Source organism: Streptomyces sp. ATLC9 (assembly GCF_057196705.1).
Window position 1 is genome coordinate 1 of record NZ_JBXUOY010000120.1, and the last position, 14,966, is coordinate 14,966.

The following is a 14,966-nucleotide window of genomic DNA, read 5'->3' on the forward strand; positions in this document are numbered from 1 at the left end:
GCCCGGACACCGCCGCGCCGCCCGCCGGTCCCCCCGCCTCACTGCCCGCCCTGCGCGAGGCCTACCGAGCGGCCTCCCAGCTCTACGAGAAGGTCGGGGTCGGCGCGGACCTCCGCGCCGAGCAGGCACGGGCCGAGGGCGACGAGAGCGCCGCACGCGCCGCCCTGGACCGGCTCACCAACAAGGTCCGTACCCGCGCCGCCCGGCTCCTGGAAGATCCGGACGGCGCCGACGGGCCCTCCCGGCAGGCCGCCGCGGCCCGCGCCGAGGCCCTGGTCCAGATGCTGGAGTCCCGCGCCTCGGCCGCCAGCGAGCAACTCGGCAGGCTGCGCGGCGAGGCCGAGCGGCTGGCCCCCGGAGAGGGCCGGGACACCTACACCGAACTGCCGCGGGACCTGGTCCCCGCCGACGCCGAGCAGGCCCAGACCCTGCTGCGCGGCGCCAACACCGAACTGGCCGCCCGCACCGACGCGCTGGAGGCCGCCCGCGCCGCCCACGCCGAGCTGCTGCGCACCCAGCGCGCCGCCGAGGACGCCGCCGGGGCCTTCGACGAACTGGCGGCCATGCTCCGCGACCTGCTGCGCGACCCGCACGGCACGGGCGGTACGGGTACGGAGGAGGGCGGGGAGCGGCCCGAGCCGTACGCCGGCGCCCTCGACCAGGCCCGGCAGGCGGCCGCCGAGGCCCGCCGTTCCCTGCGCGGCTGCGCCGCGGACCTCACCGCCGCAGAGTCGGCCGTGCGCGAGGCGGGCGACGTCCTGGTACGGCACGCCAACTCCACCCGCTACGAGCAGGTGCGCACCCCGGCCCGCCAGCAGATCCGCGAGCTCCCGGCCGCCGCCCTGCCCGACCACGCCGCCTCCTGGGCCGCCGCCTTCGAGCCCCGCCTGCGCGTCCTGACCGACGAGCTGGAACAACTGGAACGCAACCGGGACAGCATCGTGGACCGGCTGCGCGGCCTGGTGGAGTCCTCGCTGGCCACCCTCCGCTCCGCGCAGCGCCTGTCCCGGCTCCCCGACGGGCTGGGGGAGTGGTCCGGCCAGGAGTTCCTGCGCATCCGCTTCGAGGACCCCGACCAGGCCGCCCTCACCGAGTGGCTGGGGGAAGTCATCGACGAGGCCACCCGGGCGGCCGTCCGCCGCAACTCCGACCTGCGCCGGGACGGCATGACGCTGTTGCTGCGGGGCGTGCGCGCCGCCCTCCGGCCGCGCGGGGTGTCGGTGGAGATCCTCAAGCCCGACGCGGTGCTGCGCGCCGAACGGGTGCCGGTCGGGCAGATGGGGGACGTCTTCTCCGGCGGCCAGTTGCTGACCGCGGCCATCGCCCTGTACTGCACGATGGCCGCGCTGCGCAGCAACGACCGGGGCCGCGACCGGCACCGGCACGCGGGCACGCTCTTCCTCGACAACCCCATCGGCCGGGCCAACGCCACCTATCTGCTGGAACTCCAGCGCGCGGTCGCCGACGCGCTGGGCGTCCAGCTCCTCTACACCACCGGCCTGTTCGACACCACGGCGCTGGCAGAGTTCCCGCTGGTCATCCGGCTGCGCAACGACGCCGACCTGCGGGCGGGGCTGAAGTACATCAGTGTCGAGGAGCACCTGCGCCCCGGACTGCCCAGACAGGACCCGGAGGCGGAACCGGTGCACGGCGAGATCACCGCCACCCGGATGTTCCGCCGCCCCGACGCCGCCGGCCGGCCACAGAAGGTGCCACCCTCCGTACCGGCGCCGACCGCCCCCGGTGAGGAGACCACCACGGCGGACGCCTCCGGCGTCCCCGGCTGAGACCCCGGGGGCCCGGTCCCCGGGGCCGTCAGCCGTGTCTCCGGCGGAACGTGCCGCGCTCGCGCGCCACGCTGCTCGGCGTGGAGATCACCCCGTTGCGCTGGTTCCACATCTGCCGGGTGACCCACACGTCCAGCACGCCCCAGGTGGTGACCACCGTGCCCGCCACCGCCGCGAGCACCATGGGGAGGGCCAGCCACACCTGCGCCAGGGAGCACAGGACGGCGGCCATCACCAGCACCAGGGTCACGGCCACGAGGATGACCGCGCGCACGGCCGCCGCCCGCACCGGGTCGGGCAGCCCGGGTCCGGAGTCCATACGATCTCCACTCTCCTCGTACAACACATCCTCATCCCGGTCCGATCGAAACTGATCGAACCCACCCGGTCCCCAGTCGGCCCTGCTCAGCCCCATGCGGTCTCCCCGTGCCCTGCCGTGCGCGCGTTCCCCGCGCACCGTGCGGCATACGGCGTATCACAACACAGCGTCACAACAGCGCGCGACAGGCGCCGCAGGGGGCCCGATATTCCGGACGCGACCACGGCCCGCCCGTTACCAGTAGTAGGCTCGCGCCGTTTGCTGAGGGAACCCATGCTCCCGCTCGACGGGGTGGACACAGGGGAGGCCATGCGCTTTCGCGGCAAGTCGATCCGGCGGAAGATCGTGGCGCTCATGCTGGTCCCGCTGGTGGCGCTCACCTCGATCTGGGCGTTCGCCACTGTGATCACCGGCCGTGAGGCGGACCAACTGCTCGGTGCCGCGGCCGTCATGGGCGAGCTCGGCGAACCGGTCCAGGAGACCGTCCTCGCCGTCCAGGCCGAACGCCGCAGCACCCTCGTCCACCTCGCCGATCCGCGCCGCTCCGACTCCCTGACAGCCCTGCGCGACGGGCAGCGAGCCACCGACGAGGCCGTGGCGGCCCTGCGGGCCCGAGCCGGGGGCGAGGAGATCCGCGACGAGCTGGACGGCGACCCCCGCAGGCGCCTGGACGATCTCCTGACCGCGTTCGACCGACTGGGCAGGCTGCGTGCCCGGGTCGCGGACAACACCATCGAACGCCAGGACGCCTACGACGCGTACAACGCGCTCGTCGACCCCTGCCACACCTTCCTCACCGGCCTGCGCGGTGTCGACGACGTCCGGCTGGAGAGGGAGGGCCGCGCTCTCATCGGACTCTCCCGCGCCCGTGAGTACCTCTCCCGCCAGGACGCCCTGCTGGCTGCCGCTTTCACGGCCGGCCGGATGACCGGGGATCAGCTGCGGGCCGTGTCCGACCGGGTGGCCGAACGCGAACTCGCCTACAGCACGAATCTGTCGATGCTGCCCGCCGAGGACCGGGAGAGGTACCAGAGGTTCTGGTCCGGCACCGACGGCCGGACCCTGCGCGCGGCCGAGGACTCGATCATCGGCGCCGGCGCCGGGGGAGCGCTGCAGGCCTTCGACGCGGAGCGCTGGCAGAAGACGTCCGGCGCAGTCCTGGAGGAACTGCGACGTATGGACCGGGAGACCGGCGAGCGCTACCACCGGCGGGTCGAGCCGGAGGCGGCCTCCGTGCTGCTGCGCGCCGCGGTCGCCGGCATCCTGGGCTTCGTGGCCGTCGTCGGCTCCGTGGCCGTCTCCCTGCGCATCGGCCGAGGCCTGGTCCGTGACCTCGGCGCCCTGCGCAGGGAGGCGGGGAAGGCGGCGGGCGTACGGCTGCCCGAGGTCATGCGGCGGCTCGCCGCGGGCGAACAGGTCGACGTGGAGACCGAGGCGCCGCGCCTGGAGTACGGACACGACGAGATCGGCCAGGTCGGCCAGGCGCTCAACACCCTCCAGCGGTCCGCCGTCGAGGCCGCCGTCAGACAGGCGGACATGCGGCGCGGCGTCTCCGAGGTCTTCGTCAACCTCGCCCGCCGCAGCCAGGTACTGCTGCACCGCCAGCTCACCCTGCTGGACGCGATGGAGCGCCGCACCGAGGACCCCGGGGAACTGGCCGACCTCTTCCGGCTGGACCATCTCACCACCCGTATGCGCCGCCACGCGGAGGGCCTGGTCATCCTCTCCGGCGCCACGCCCTCCCGTCAGTGGCGCAAACCCATCCCGCTGATGGACGTCGTCCGTGCCGCCGTCTCCGAGGTGGAGGACTACGAGCGCATCGAGGTTCGAGGGCTGCCCCCGCTCGCGGTCGACGGCGCCGCCATCGCCGACCTGACCCACCTCGTCGCCGAACTCCTGGAGAACGCCACGGTGTTCTCACCACCGCACACCGCGGTCCAGGTGCTCGGTGAGAGGGTTCCCAGCGGCTTCGCCCTGGAGATCCACGACCGGGGTCTGGGCATGTCCCCCGACGCGCTGCTGGAGGCCAACCTCAGGCTCTCCGAGGCGCCCGACTTCCGGCTCTCCGACACCGACCGGCTCGGCCTGTTCGTCGTCTCCCGGCTCGGTCGGCGCCAGAACGTCCGCGTCTGCCTGCAGCCCTCTCCCTACGGCGGCACCACCGCCGTCGTGCTCATCCCCGGCGCGCTGCTCACCGAGATCCCCGCCGCACCCCGGGACGTGGTGACGGCGGGGGAGGAGGCCGGCGACTCCGGGCACCGCGCGGACGGCGCCCGGACCGCCGCGGGGCTTCCGCTGCGCGGCGCCCGGCCCGCCATCGGGGCGGTCCGGTCCGGTCCGGCCGAACCGGGGCCGCGAGAGGGGGAATCCGAGGAGACCGGTGGAGGCGTCGGGGCCCTGCTGCGCGAGCCCGCGGCCGGCCGCCGCGGCGAACCGCCGCCGCGGCCCCCGCTCCGTCGCCCGCCCGGTGAGGGAGGCGGTACCGGACTCGTCAGGGAGCTCCGGCCCGGAGCCCACCGGCCCCCGGAGGGGAACCGGGACCAGGACCACAGCCGGGACCGGGGAAGGGACGCGGACCGCGCCCGCGCCCGGATGGCCTCGCTCCAGCACGGACTGCGGCGCGGACGGCAGCAGAGCGTGAACTCTCCCGGCGACACGGGTGTGGGCGGCTCCGGGGACGGGAACGGCTCGGACGGTGGGACCGGTTCGGGCGACAGGACACCGCGACCTGCACACTGGAGGGGGACGGCCGATGACCGCAGTGCACAGCACCGTGGAGGGCGCCATCCGGGCGACGGGTGAGCCGGGCCGGCTCCCGGGCGCTCCGGTGGCCCCGGCCGGCGGCGGAAGAGCGAAGGCCGGGCGGCTCCGTGCCGTTCCGGCGGATCCGGCCCGGCGTGTCGCGGCCGGTGCGGGGTGAGTCCGCCATGACGGACCGTTGGTTCGACGACGCCGCCGGACCGGTGGTCCGGCCGTACGCCATGACGCGCGGCCGCACCCGCAGCGCGACCGGAAGCCGTATCGATCCGGTCGCGCTGGTGATCGCCGAAGAGGTGGACGGCCTCCCGGACGCGTCTTCGGGCGCCGGGCCGACCGGAGACAGCGGGACCCGGCTCCCGGCCGACGGCCCGCGCGATGCCGCTGCCGCGGGCGGTGAGGCCGCCGTCCTCGGCCCGGAGCATCTCGACATCGTCGCCCGGTGCCGGCAGGCCCCTCGGCCGGTCGCCGAACTGGCGGCCGTACTGGACCTGCCGCTGGGCGTCGTACGCGTTCTGGTCGGGGATCTCGTCGAGGCCGAACTGGTCCGCGTCACCCGTCCCGTGCCCCCGGCCGAGCTGCCGGACGAGCGCATTCTGCGCGATGTGATCAACGGCCTGCGGGCGCTCTGAACTCCTTCCGGACGTCCCGGCGGGGGTCCGGGGCCCGGGAGTGACCCGGACCCCCGCCGGTGCCGCGGGCGGCCCGCTCGGGCCGGCCCGCTCAGGCCGGTCCGGTCCGGCCCGCCGACCCGGCCACGGGGTGGTGAGCCTCGACCGGGTCCCGGAGCAGACGCGCCTCCACCCGTCCGTCCACCAGCCGGGTCTCGAAGACCGGCTGGGGAGAGGTCGCGGGACCCTTCACGTTCCAGCCGTCCGCCAGGCGGAAGACGCTGCCGTGCCAGGGGCACCGCACGCATCCGTCGGCGACCGTGCCCTGCGACAGCGGCCCGGCCATGTGGCTGCACCGGTCGGCCAGGGCGTGCACCTGTCCGCCGGGTTCGCGTACGACGACCACCGGAGTCTCGCCCACATACCGCCTGACCGGCTCGCCGACCGGCAGGTCCGCCACGTCGCCGACGGGGTGCCAGCCGGGCTCGACCACGGCGGGCACCTGCTCGGCGTGGTTGACGGCGGCGGCCTGCCGGTACGCCAGGTGGCCGCCCAGGGCCCCTCCAGCGCTCACCACGGCCAGTCCCGCGAACCCCAGCAGACGGCCCCGGGCCCGCCGGCCGCGCAGCCGGGCGGCCAGCGAGGCCGAGTACAGCCCGACGGCCGTGGCGTTGGCCGCGGCGTGCACCAGCCCGACCCGCATCTGCGGTTTGCGCAGCTCGGCCCAGTCCACCCAGCCCGTCAGGGCGGCCGGTCCGGCGGACGCCAGGCCCACCCCCACCAGGACATCGGCGGCGCGGCGCTGCCCGGGCAGCAGGTCGAGCACGGCGGCGGACATCCAGGTTCCGATGGGGATCTGGACCATCAGCGGGTGCACCGCGTGGCCCAGCCAGCGGCCGTGCAGGGCGTCGCGTGCGCCGCCCAGCGGAAGCGCGTGTACGGCACGCCGCAGCGGTCCGAGGGCGGCGTCGAGACGCGGAGTGCTCTCCAGCCTCTCCACCGCGGTCAGCACCCGTCCCGGGCGCTCGGGATCCGGAAGTGCGGAACGGGCGGCGGAGAGGGCTGTGCGGAGGTTCTGAGAAACAGGCATACCGCCCAGTTCCCTGACGATACCGGCCGTAAACGGCCCGCCGAGGTGGCAGGCGGCCGTACCCGGCCGCCCCCGGCAGTGGTTGGCCGGATTTCCTCCCGGCCGTTCCGGGGACTTGTCGTCACAGCGCCGGTAAGGAACGATCGCTTGCTCCGACGGGCGGCACCGCGAGGTGCGGGCCGCACTGCGAGATGCGGAGGAAGAACCGATGGTCTTCGCGGACTCCGGCGTCTGCCGGGAGCGCCGGGGGAACGCCGCCACCGTCCCGCCGATGGCGCTGAAGGTGCTGGTGGCAGGTGGTCCCGGAGCGGGTAAGACCACTCTGGTCGGCTCCGCCAGCGAGGTCGGACCCCTGCGTGCCGAGGATTTCCTGGGCGGGGCCCGCCTCCCGTACGGCCGACCGGGGCGGGTGCGGGAAGCGGCGGAAGCGAAGGGGGCCGATGCGCACAGGGCCACCGTCGCCATGGACTTCGGCCGTATCACCCTGGGCGAGCGGTTGACCCTCTGCCTCCTCGCAGCCCCGGGGCAGGAATGCTTCCGGCCCCTGTGGGACGAGCTGGTACCGGGGGCGCTCGGTGCGGTGCTCCTCGCCGACATCCGCCGCCCGCGGGACTGTCTCGGCGCACTCGACCGCCTTCGATGCCACGCCGTCCCCTACGCCGTGGCGGTCAACCACTCCGGCTGTGCCGACCGGCCCCCGAAGGGGGCGGTGCGTGCCGCGCTGGGGCTGGACGCGGCGGTGCCGGTCCTGCGGTGCGACGTGCGCGACCGCGGCTCCGTGCGCGAGGTACTGGCCTCGGTCGTCGAGCACGCCATGACCGCGGGCGCCCCCCTGCGCCGCGAGGGCGCCCCCTGACCCGGGCGTTCCGCGCCCGGGCGCTCCCCGGCCGGAAACACGCGTCTCGGCGGCCGCGGGGCGGGGGGCGGCGGGTGGCCGGCGGGGTCGCTCCGTCGCCGTCCTCCTCCCAGCCGAAGCTGCGCTCGACGGCTTTGCGCCAGTTGCGGTGCTCCCGCTCACGGACCTCCGCGTCCATCCGCGGAGTCCACTCGGCGTCCTTCCTCCAGTGTGTCCTGAGCTCCTCCAGGTCCGACCAGACCCCGGTGGCCAGGCCGGCCGCGTACGCCGCGCCCAGGCAGGTGGTCTCGGAGACCACCGGCCGGATCACCGGCACGTCCAGCACATCAGCCTGGTGCTGCATCAGCAGCCCGTTGGCGGTCATGCCGCCGTCCACCTTGAGGCTGGTGATCTCGACCCCGGAATCCTGGTACATCGCGTCGACGACCTCACGCGTCTGCCAGCTCGTCGCCTCCAGCACGGCCCGCGCCAGATGCGCCTTGGTGACGTACCGGGTCAGACCGGTGACGACGCCGCGTGCGTCCGAGCGCCAGTACGGGGCGAACAGTCCGGAGAAGGCCGGGACGATGTACGCGCCGCCGTTGTCCTCCACGCTCGCGGCCAGGGACTCGATCTCGGCGGCCTCCCGGATGATCCCGAGCTGATCGCGGAACCACTGCACCAGGGCGCCGGTGATGGCGATCGACCCCTCCAGGCAGTAGACGGGCCGCTCACCGCCGAGCTGGTAGCCCACCGTGGTCACCAGACCGCTCTTGGAGGTCACCGGGCGGTGACCGGTGTTCAGCAGCAGGAACGAACCGGTGCCGTAGGTGTTCTTGGCGTCGCCGACCTCGTAGCAGGTCTGGCCGAAGATGGCGGCCTGCTGGTCGCCGAGCGCGGAGGCGACCGGCACCCCGGTGCTCGTGCCCACCGAGGTGGTGCCGTAGACCTCGGCCGAGGGGCGGATCTCGGGCAGCATCGCCTCGGGAATGCCCATGGCCTCCAGGATCGAGGAGTCCCACCGGAGGGTCTCCAGGTTCATCAGCATGGTCCGGCTGGCGTTGGTGACGTCCGTGACGTGTACACCACCCTCCGTGCCGCCGGTGAGGTTCCAGATCAGCCAGGAGTCCATGGTGCCGAAGGCGATCTCGCCCGCGGCGGCGCGCTCGCGCAGCCCGGGCACGTGCTCCAGCAGCCAGGCGGCCTTCGGCCCGGAGAAGTAACTGGCCAGCGGGAGCCCGGTCCGGTCGCGGAAGCGGTCCTGCCCCACGTCGCCGCCCAGCTCCCGGCAGAGGGCGGAGGTGCGGGTGTCCTGCCAGACGATGGCGTTGTGGACCGGCTTGCCGGTGGCGCGGTCCCACAGCACGGTCGTCTCGCGCTGGTTGGTGATGCCCAGCGCGCCCAGGTCGCGGCCGCGCAGTCCCGCCTTGGCGAGCGCTCCCGCGACCACGGCCTGGACCTTGGACCAGATCTCGGTGGCATCGTGCTCCACCCAGCCGGGTTTGGGGAAGATCTGCCGGTGCTCGCGCTGGTCGGCGGCGACGATCGCGCCGTCGTGGTCGAAGATGATGCAGCGGCTCGACGTGGTGCCCTGGTCGATCGCGGCGACGTAGGTGGCTGCGGTGTCCGTCATGGCGGTTCCTCCGGTCCCCTTCTGCTGGTCGTCCTCGGTCCTTCCCGCTCTCCCCGGTATCCCTCCGTCCTCGGCCTCCGGTCCTTCGGGTCCGGATCAGAAAGCGATGTTGTAGACGAGTGCCCCGAGGACGCCTCCGATGATCGGCCCCACCACAGGAACCCAGGAGTACCCCCAGTCGGAGGTGCCCTTGTTGGGGATGGGCAGCAGTGCGTGGGCGATGCGGGGGCCCAGGTCGCGGGCCGGGTTGATGGCGTAACCGGTGGGACCGCCGAGCGACAGGCCGATCCCGACGACCAGCAGCGCGACGATGAGGAGCGTGGTGCCGGACTCACCCAGTCCCTCGGTCAGGCCGAAGGCCAGGATCGGCAGCACCAGGGCGATGGTCGCGATGATCTCGGTGATCAGGTTGGCCGCCGGGCTGCGGATCTCCGGGATCGTCGAGAAGATGCCGAGGGTCGGCATCGCGGTCTCCTTGTCGCGGTTCAGCGCGAACTGCGAGTAGTAGACCAGCCATGCCAGTACGGCGCCGAGCACCGCGCCGACGATCTGCCCCGCGATGTAGACCGGGACCTTGTCCCAGTCCTCCCCCGTCTGGGTGGCGATGCCCACGGTCACGGCGGGGTTGATGTGCCCCCCGGACAACGGCGCCGCGGTGTAGGCACCCGTGAGCACTCCGAGGCCCCATCCGAAGGCGATGACGATCCAGCCCGCGTCCTGCGCCTTGGAACGGTTGAGGGTGATGGCGGCGTTGACTCCCGCGCCGAAGAGGACCAGCAGGCCCGTTCCGATGATCTCGCCGATGAAGATGTCGCTGTTGGGAAGGTTCATTGCCGCTCCTCCGTGCCGTCACCCCGGGCAGTGGCCCCGGGCGTCCCTGCGGGATGCGCTGTGGCGTGCCGGCGGACCCGGCGACACGGCACAGCCGTGCCCCGACCTGCGTCCGCGGCGAGCGTGCGTGTCCGGCGGGACCGCCCCGGGGAGCATCCGGCCATGAAGGCCGACATGCGGCGATACTCTCTGATAATCGGAAGTGTTCACCCGGTGAGGAGGAGCGTCAAGGCAACCCGCAGAGCGAGGCGGACCCACGCCGCCCCGCACCCCACAGCACGCCCCACGGCCGATCGCGCGAGCCACCGGCCTTCCCGGCCGGGCGGCCTGACGCCCCGGCACCCCGCCCGAAGGCGGCTCAGCTCAGCCCGGGCGGGGCGTCCGGGTCAGCCGGTCAGGTCCCGGAGCGTCCTCCATCCGGCTGTCGGCCAGCGCCCTGATCACCTCGGCCAACCGCACCACCCCCACGCAGCGCCCCGCCTCGTCCACGACCGCCACGTCGTCGGCCGTACGGCCGCTGTCCCCGGCGGCCACCACGTCGAGCACATCCCAGGCGGTGGCGCCCACCCGGACCGTGCGCGGCCGGTCCGCCAGCCGGAGCGCGGGCCGGTCGGCGTACAGGGCGTGACCGTACCGGCCCGACATGGCCAGCAGGAAGCGGTCCCGGTCCACCGCGCGCACCGGCACCCCGTCGGGGTCCACCAGCATCACCCCGGTCACCTCCGGCGATCCGGTGAGCAGCGCCCGCACCTGGGAGGCGGAGGCCGACAGGGGCAGCAGGGCCGCCGGGTGCAGGAACTCCGCGACCGGCGGACCCTGCGAACCCGTCCCGGCCGGCGGAGCGGCGGGCGGGCAGACCGGTACACGGACCTCGACGGCCGGGCGGCGTGCGGGCGGAGCGAACAGGTGGCCCTGAGCCAGGTGCGCGCCGACCGCCCGCGCGAACGCGTACTGCAACTCGGTCTCCACCCCCTCGACGGCCAGCAGGGCTCCGACGCCGTCGCAGAACCGCCGCAGTCCGGCGACCGCCGCCCGGTAGGCGGGCCGGTGCGGCAGCCCGGCCACGACCGCGGCATCCACCTTGAGCAGGTCGGGGGAGAGGTCGGCGAGCAGCAGCAGCGGTGGGTCCCCGGAACCGACCCCGTCCACACAGATCCGGAAGCCCTCCTCGCGCAGAGCACCGACCGCCGACACCAGCGCCTCGCGGTGCACGGACTCACCGCGGTGCGCCGACGACGGACGCGGGACGATGTCGAGCGTCACCTCCCACGGGCGGCGGCCGGCGTCCCGTGCGGCCCGGCGCAGCGCGGTGAGGTCGCCGAGCCCGGCGAGGGTGGTGGCGAAGACGTTGACGTGGAGGGGCAGCAGCCCCTCCAGGCGCGCGGCGGACCGCAGGGCCAGCGCGGCCAGCTCGGCGTCCAGCTCCGGGTCGCGGCACGCCTCGGCCACGACATCGCCCCCCTCTGAGCGCGCCAGGGCCTCCAGGGCCGTCACGGAACCGGTTCGGAGGTCCACGACCGGCTGGTAGGCGAATCGGAGTTGGCTCGTCCAGGCACGCACGGCACCAGCATGCTGCCCTCCGAGGAGCCGTAGGGGGTGTTCGCGCAGAGTTCACGAGCATTTCCGCGGCGCGGGCACCGCCCCGCGGGCAGGCGGAGAACCCGGGAAATGCGACGAACGGGTGACAGTGCGCCGCCCCCAGAACCGCCGCGGAACGGCAGGCGTCACCACCACCGGACGACGGCGGTACGGGACCCACGGGGGTGGTGCCGTACCGCCGCTCCGCCGCCCGGACGCCCCGCGCCCGGCACCACCGCACGCGGGGCGGCGCGCACCGCGGGAGGGGGCCGGCTCAGCGCCCGGTGAGCGACCTGTTGTGCACGGGGAAGTCGAAGTAGGTGTCGGGGAACGGCTCCTGCCGGAAGGTGTAGTGCCACCACTCGGCCTCGTAGTTCACGAAACCCACCTCCTCCAGCGACTCCTTCAGCAGCAGCCGGTTGGCCCGCTGTTCGCCGGTGATCCGCGGGTCCAGGGTGTGCGACAGGGTGTCGAAGCAGTCGTAACCGGTCCCCATGTCCACCGAGCTGTCCGGGAAACGCTCCCGGGGAGGCGCGAAGCACGGTGCCAGCGGCTCACCGGGCACATACGGCCGGGTCGGCCAGGCGGGCAGCCGCACCAGGGTCAGATCGACGGTGCTGCCCCGGCTGTGCCCGGAGCGCTCGGCGATGTACCCGTCCGAGAACAACCGCGTCTTGTCCACCCGGGGGTAGAACTCCTCCTTCATCCGCTGGTCGCCGAGGTCCTGCGCCCACGCCGCGAAGTGATCCACGGCCCGCTGCGGGCGGTAGCAGTCGTAGACCTTCAGCGAGTACCCCCGCCACAGCAGCTTCCACTGCGCCCGGCGCAGGGCCTCGGCGGCGTCGCGGGTCAGCAGACACGTCGGCTTGCGGTACCCGTCGACGGGATCGCCGACGAAGTTGTGCGCGGTGGTGTAACGGATCTCCTGGAGGATCGTCGGATCCACCTCGGAGAGCGCCACGAACTCCGCCGGAGCCTTCGGCTCCGGCTCGGCCCGCGCGGACGGCGCCGCGGTGACGAGGACGGCCGGAGCGAGGAGCACGGCGAGCACGAGGAGGACCGCGGCCGCCGGGGAGCGCGCCCCGGGCTTTCGCGCGACGGGCTCCCCGGCCGGCCGTGCGGACGGCGAAGTGATCGGTTCCCTGATCGGCATGACCCCTCCGTCTACCAGGTGCCGGTGTGTTCCGGAACACCGCCCGCGCGCCCCGCGCACAGGCCCCGCGCACAGGCCCGCGCCTTCCCGCGCGCTCACGCCCCTGTGCCGCGCACGCGCACCGGGTACCCCACTTCCGGGCCCCCCTCCCGCGCCACCACCGTCTCCCGGCCCAGCACCCGTACCGAGAACCGCTCCAGCTCCACCCGGCCGAAGCCGTCCCCCGGGTCCGCGGCCACCACGCCGCCGCCCGTACGCCCGGGAGGCGGCGCCCACACCTCCAGCTCGATCCCGCCCTCCGGGCCGGCCACCGGCATCACCGATCCCGCCCGGGCCAGCACCGGGATCCGTGCCCGCGGAGCCTCGACGACCACCCGGCCCGGGCCCCTGTGAACCCGTCCCGTGGCCGTGTCGTACCACCGCCCGCGCGGCAGCCGCACGGTACGGCGCACCACTCCCGGCTCCAGTACCGGAGCCACCAGCAGCGCGTCCCCCAGCAGGAACGCGTCCTCGCACTCCCGCAGCATCCTGTCCTTCGGCGCGGCCCACCACAGCGGGCGCACATACGGAGCCCCCGAGCGGTTCGACAGCCGGGCCAGCGTCGCGAAGTACGGCAGCAGCCGTTCCCGCTCGCGCAGCGCCGCCCGCGCGTGCTCCAGCACCTCCGGGCCGAACTCCCACGGCTCCGGACGCGCGGACCCCGGCACGGCGGGGGTGCGGAACAGCGGCAGGTACGCGGCCAGCTGGAACCAGCGCAGATACAGCTCGGGCGACGGCCGGGGCGACCCCGCCGGACCCCCGACGTCCGCGCCGCAGTACGGCACCCCGCACAGCCCCAGACCGATCACCTGGGCGAGCGCGTCCCGCAGCCCCTCCCAGCCGGCCGACGTCTGGTCCGTCCAGGAGCCGCCGTAACGCTGCAGACCCGCCCAGCCCGAGCGCGACAGCAGCAGCGGCCGCTCATGGGGGCGCAGGCCCCGCAGCGCGTCGAAGCCCGCACGGGCCATCTCCAGGGCGTAGACGTTGTGCGCCTCCCGGTGATCGCCGCCGCGCGACTCCAGGCAGTGCCCGGCCGACCGCGGCAGTGTCGGATCACCGAAGGCCGCCAGGGAGACCGGATCGTTCATCTCATGGCAGAACCCGGCGAACCCCTGCGCCAGCCGTTCGGAGTACAGCCCTCCCCACCACTTGCGCACCCGCGGATCGGTGAAGTCCGGGTACACCACCTCGCCCGCCAGACCCAGCCCGCGCACCGGCCCGCCCCGCGGATCCCGGACGAAGGCGTCCTCGCCGAGCCCGCCGTCGTACACCGCCCCACCCGGCTCCGCCCGCACCGCGGGATCGACGCACGACACCAGCCGCACCCCGCCCCCCTCCGGCCCGCGCAGCGAGGCCGCCAGGGCCGGCAGATCCGGAAACCGCCCCGAGTCCACCGTGAACCCCCGCCGCCCCCGGTGGTGGCCCGCCCCCAGGTGCACGGCGCTCAGCGGCAGTCCCCGCTCGGCGTACCCCTCCACCACCCGCCGTACCTCGCGCTCGCCACCGGCCCCCCACAGGCCCGCCTGGTGGCCCAGCGCCCACCGCGGCGGCAGCACGGGCGCACCCGTCAGCGCCCGCCAGCCGTGCAGCACCCGCGAGGGCGCACCCGTCAGCACCCAGTAGCGCAGCGGACCGCCCGACATCCGCACCTCGCACCGGCCCGGCCGGTCGTGACCGGAACCCGCGCCCTCCAGGCCCTCGCGCAGCGTCACCAGGCCGTCCCAGGAGTTGTCGTGGAAGAGCAGATGACCGCCCGCGTCCGCCACCACCCACAGCACCGGCATCGTCAGCGACCGCGCGCCGTGCCCCGCCCGGAACGGGACCGGGCCCGCGTTCCACAGCCGGTACGGCCCACCACGCAGCCTCGGTCCCGGCGCCCGCCCGCCCAGGCCGAAGAACCGCGCGTCCGCCGGCACCTCCGAGCGCTGGGTCCACCGGCTCCCCGCACCGCCCTCCACACCCCCCTCCGCGGCGTCCGCCGGTTCCCACCAGCGCGGCGGCAGATCACGGCGCAGTACCACGCCGCCCGGAGTGCGCACCTCCACCGCACCCAGCCGGGTCACGGTCACCAGTACCCGCTCGGAGACCACCCGCCAGCCGCCGTCCTTGTCCGGCTCCAGCACCGCCCGCGGATCCGCCTGCGGGTACGTGCCCGCCAGCGCGTACGACGGCTCGGGCGCCGCACCGTCCCAGCCGCAGAACACCATCCCGCCCGCCGTCACCCGAACCCGCAGCGACGACCGCTCGAAGCGCACCACACCGCCACCCGGCCGCGGCTCGGCCCCCCGCGCCGGACCCGGCACCCGCGCCCGCTCCCGGCCACCGCGCGGCAG

General features: G+C 74.5%; 8 protein-coding genes and 3 pseudogenes. 4 read left to right on the forward strand and 7 right to left on the reverse strand.

Annotation, left to right across the window (positions count from 1 at the left end; genetic code table 11):
- Positions 1 to 1,787: pseudogene (locus AC2CJA_RS14400) on the forward strand (hypothetical protein); the annotation flags it as partial.
- A gap of 28 nt (positions 1,788 to 1,815) precedes the next feature.
- Here AC2CJA_RS14400 and AC2CJA_RS14405 read toward each other — a convergent pair.
- Positions 1,816 to 2,106, reverse strand: coding sequence for a hypothetical protein (locus tag AC2CJA_RS14405; protein WP_484603093.1), 291 nt, complete (start codon positions 2,104 to 2,106; stop codon positions 1,816 to 1,818).
- A gap of 309 nt (positions 2,107 to 2,415) precedes the next feature.
- On the opposite strand from AC2CJA_RS14405, the gene AC2CJA_RS14410 reads away from it, so the two are divergent.
- Positions 2,416 to 4,908 carry a sensor histidine kinase gene (locus tag AC2CJA_RS14410; protein WP_484603100.1) on the forward strand — a complete coding sequence of 831 codons (2,493 nt, stop codon included), beginning with the start codon at positions 2,416 to 2,418 and terminating at the stop codon, positions 4,906 to 4,908.
- Positions 4,909 to 5,033: 125 nt separating this feature from the next.
- Complete coding sequence (locus AC2CJA_RS14415; RefSeq protein ID WP_484603094.1) at positions 5,034 to 5,495, forward strand: DUF742 domain-containing protein; 462 nt, start codon at positions 5,034 to 5,036, stop codon at positions 5,493 to 5,495.
- Positions 5,496 to 5,586: 91 nt separating this feature from the next.
- On the opposite strand, the gene AC2CJA_RS14420 is transcribed toward AC2CJA_RS14415, so the two are convergent.
- On the reverse strand, positions 5,587 to 6,564 hold the full coding sequence (locus AC2CJA_RS14420) for a Rieske (2Fe-2S) protein (protein ID WP_484603095.1): 978 nt from the start codon (positions 6,562 to 6,564) through the stop codon (positions 5,587 to 5,589).
- Positions 6,565 to 6,772: 208 nt separating this feature from the next.
- Here AC2CJA_RS14420 and AC2CJA_RS14425 point away from each other — a divergent pair, with 208 nt between their 5' ends.
- The gene (locus tag AC2CJA_RS14425) at positions 6,773 to 7,420 is read left to right on the forward strand and encodes a GTP-binding protein (RefSeq protein ID WP_484603096.1); all 648 of its coding nucleotides are present in this window, start codon (positions 6,773 to 6,775) and stop codon (positions 7,418 to 7,420) included.
- Between the two features lie 91 nt (positions 7,421 to 7,511).
- Here AC2CJA_RS14425 and glpK read toward each other — a convergent pair.
- The 5 genes and pseudogenes from glpK to AC2CJA_RS14450 all read right to left on the reverse strand — a co-directional run.
- Positions 7,512 to 9,032, reverse strand: a pseudogene (glpK, locus tag AC2CJA_RS14430) (glycerol kinase GlpK); the annotation flags it as partial.
- 96 nt (positions 9,033 to 9,128) lie between these two features.
- Complete coding sequence (locus AC2CJA_RS14435; RefSeq protein ID WP_484603097.1) at positions 9,129 to 9,863, reverse strand: MIP/aquaporin family protein; 735 nt, start codon at positions 9,861 to 9,863, stop codon at positions 9,129 to 9,131.
- A gap of 375 nt (positions 9,864 to 10,238) precedes the next feature.
- Positions 10,239 to 11,423: pseudogene (locus AC2CJA_RS14440) on the reverse strand (EAL domain-containing protein); the annotation flags it as partial.
- Positions 11,424 to 11,715: 292 nt separating this feature from the next.
- A complete protein-coding gene (locus AC2CJA_RS14445; protein ID WP_484603098.1) occupies positions 11,716 to 12,594 on the reverse strand; it encodes a M15 family metallopeptidase in 879 nt (292 codons plus the stop codon).
- Between the two features lie 95 nt (positions 12,595 to 12,689).
- Positions 12,690 to 14,966 (reverse strand): glycoside hydrolase family 31 protein (locus tag AC2CJA_RS14450; protein ID WP_484603099.1); only part of this gene is annotated, 2,277 nt, incomplete at its 5' end.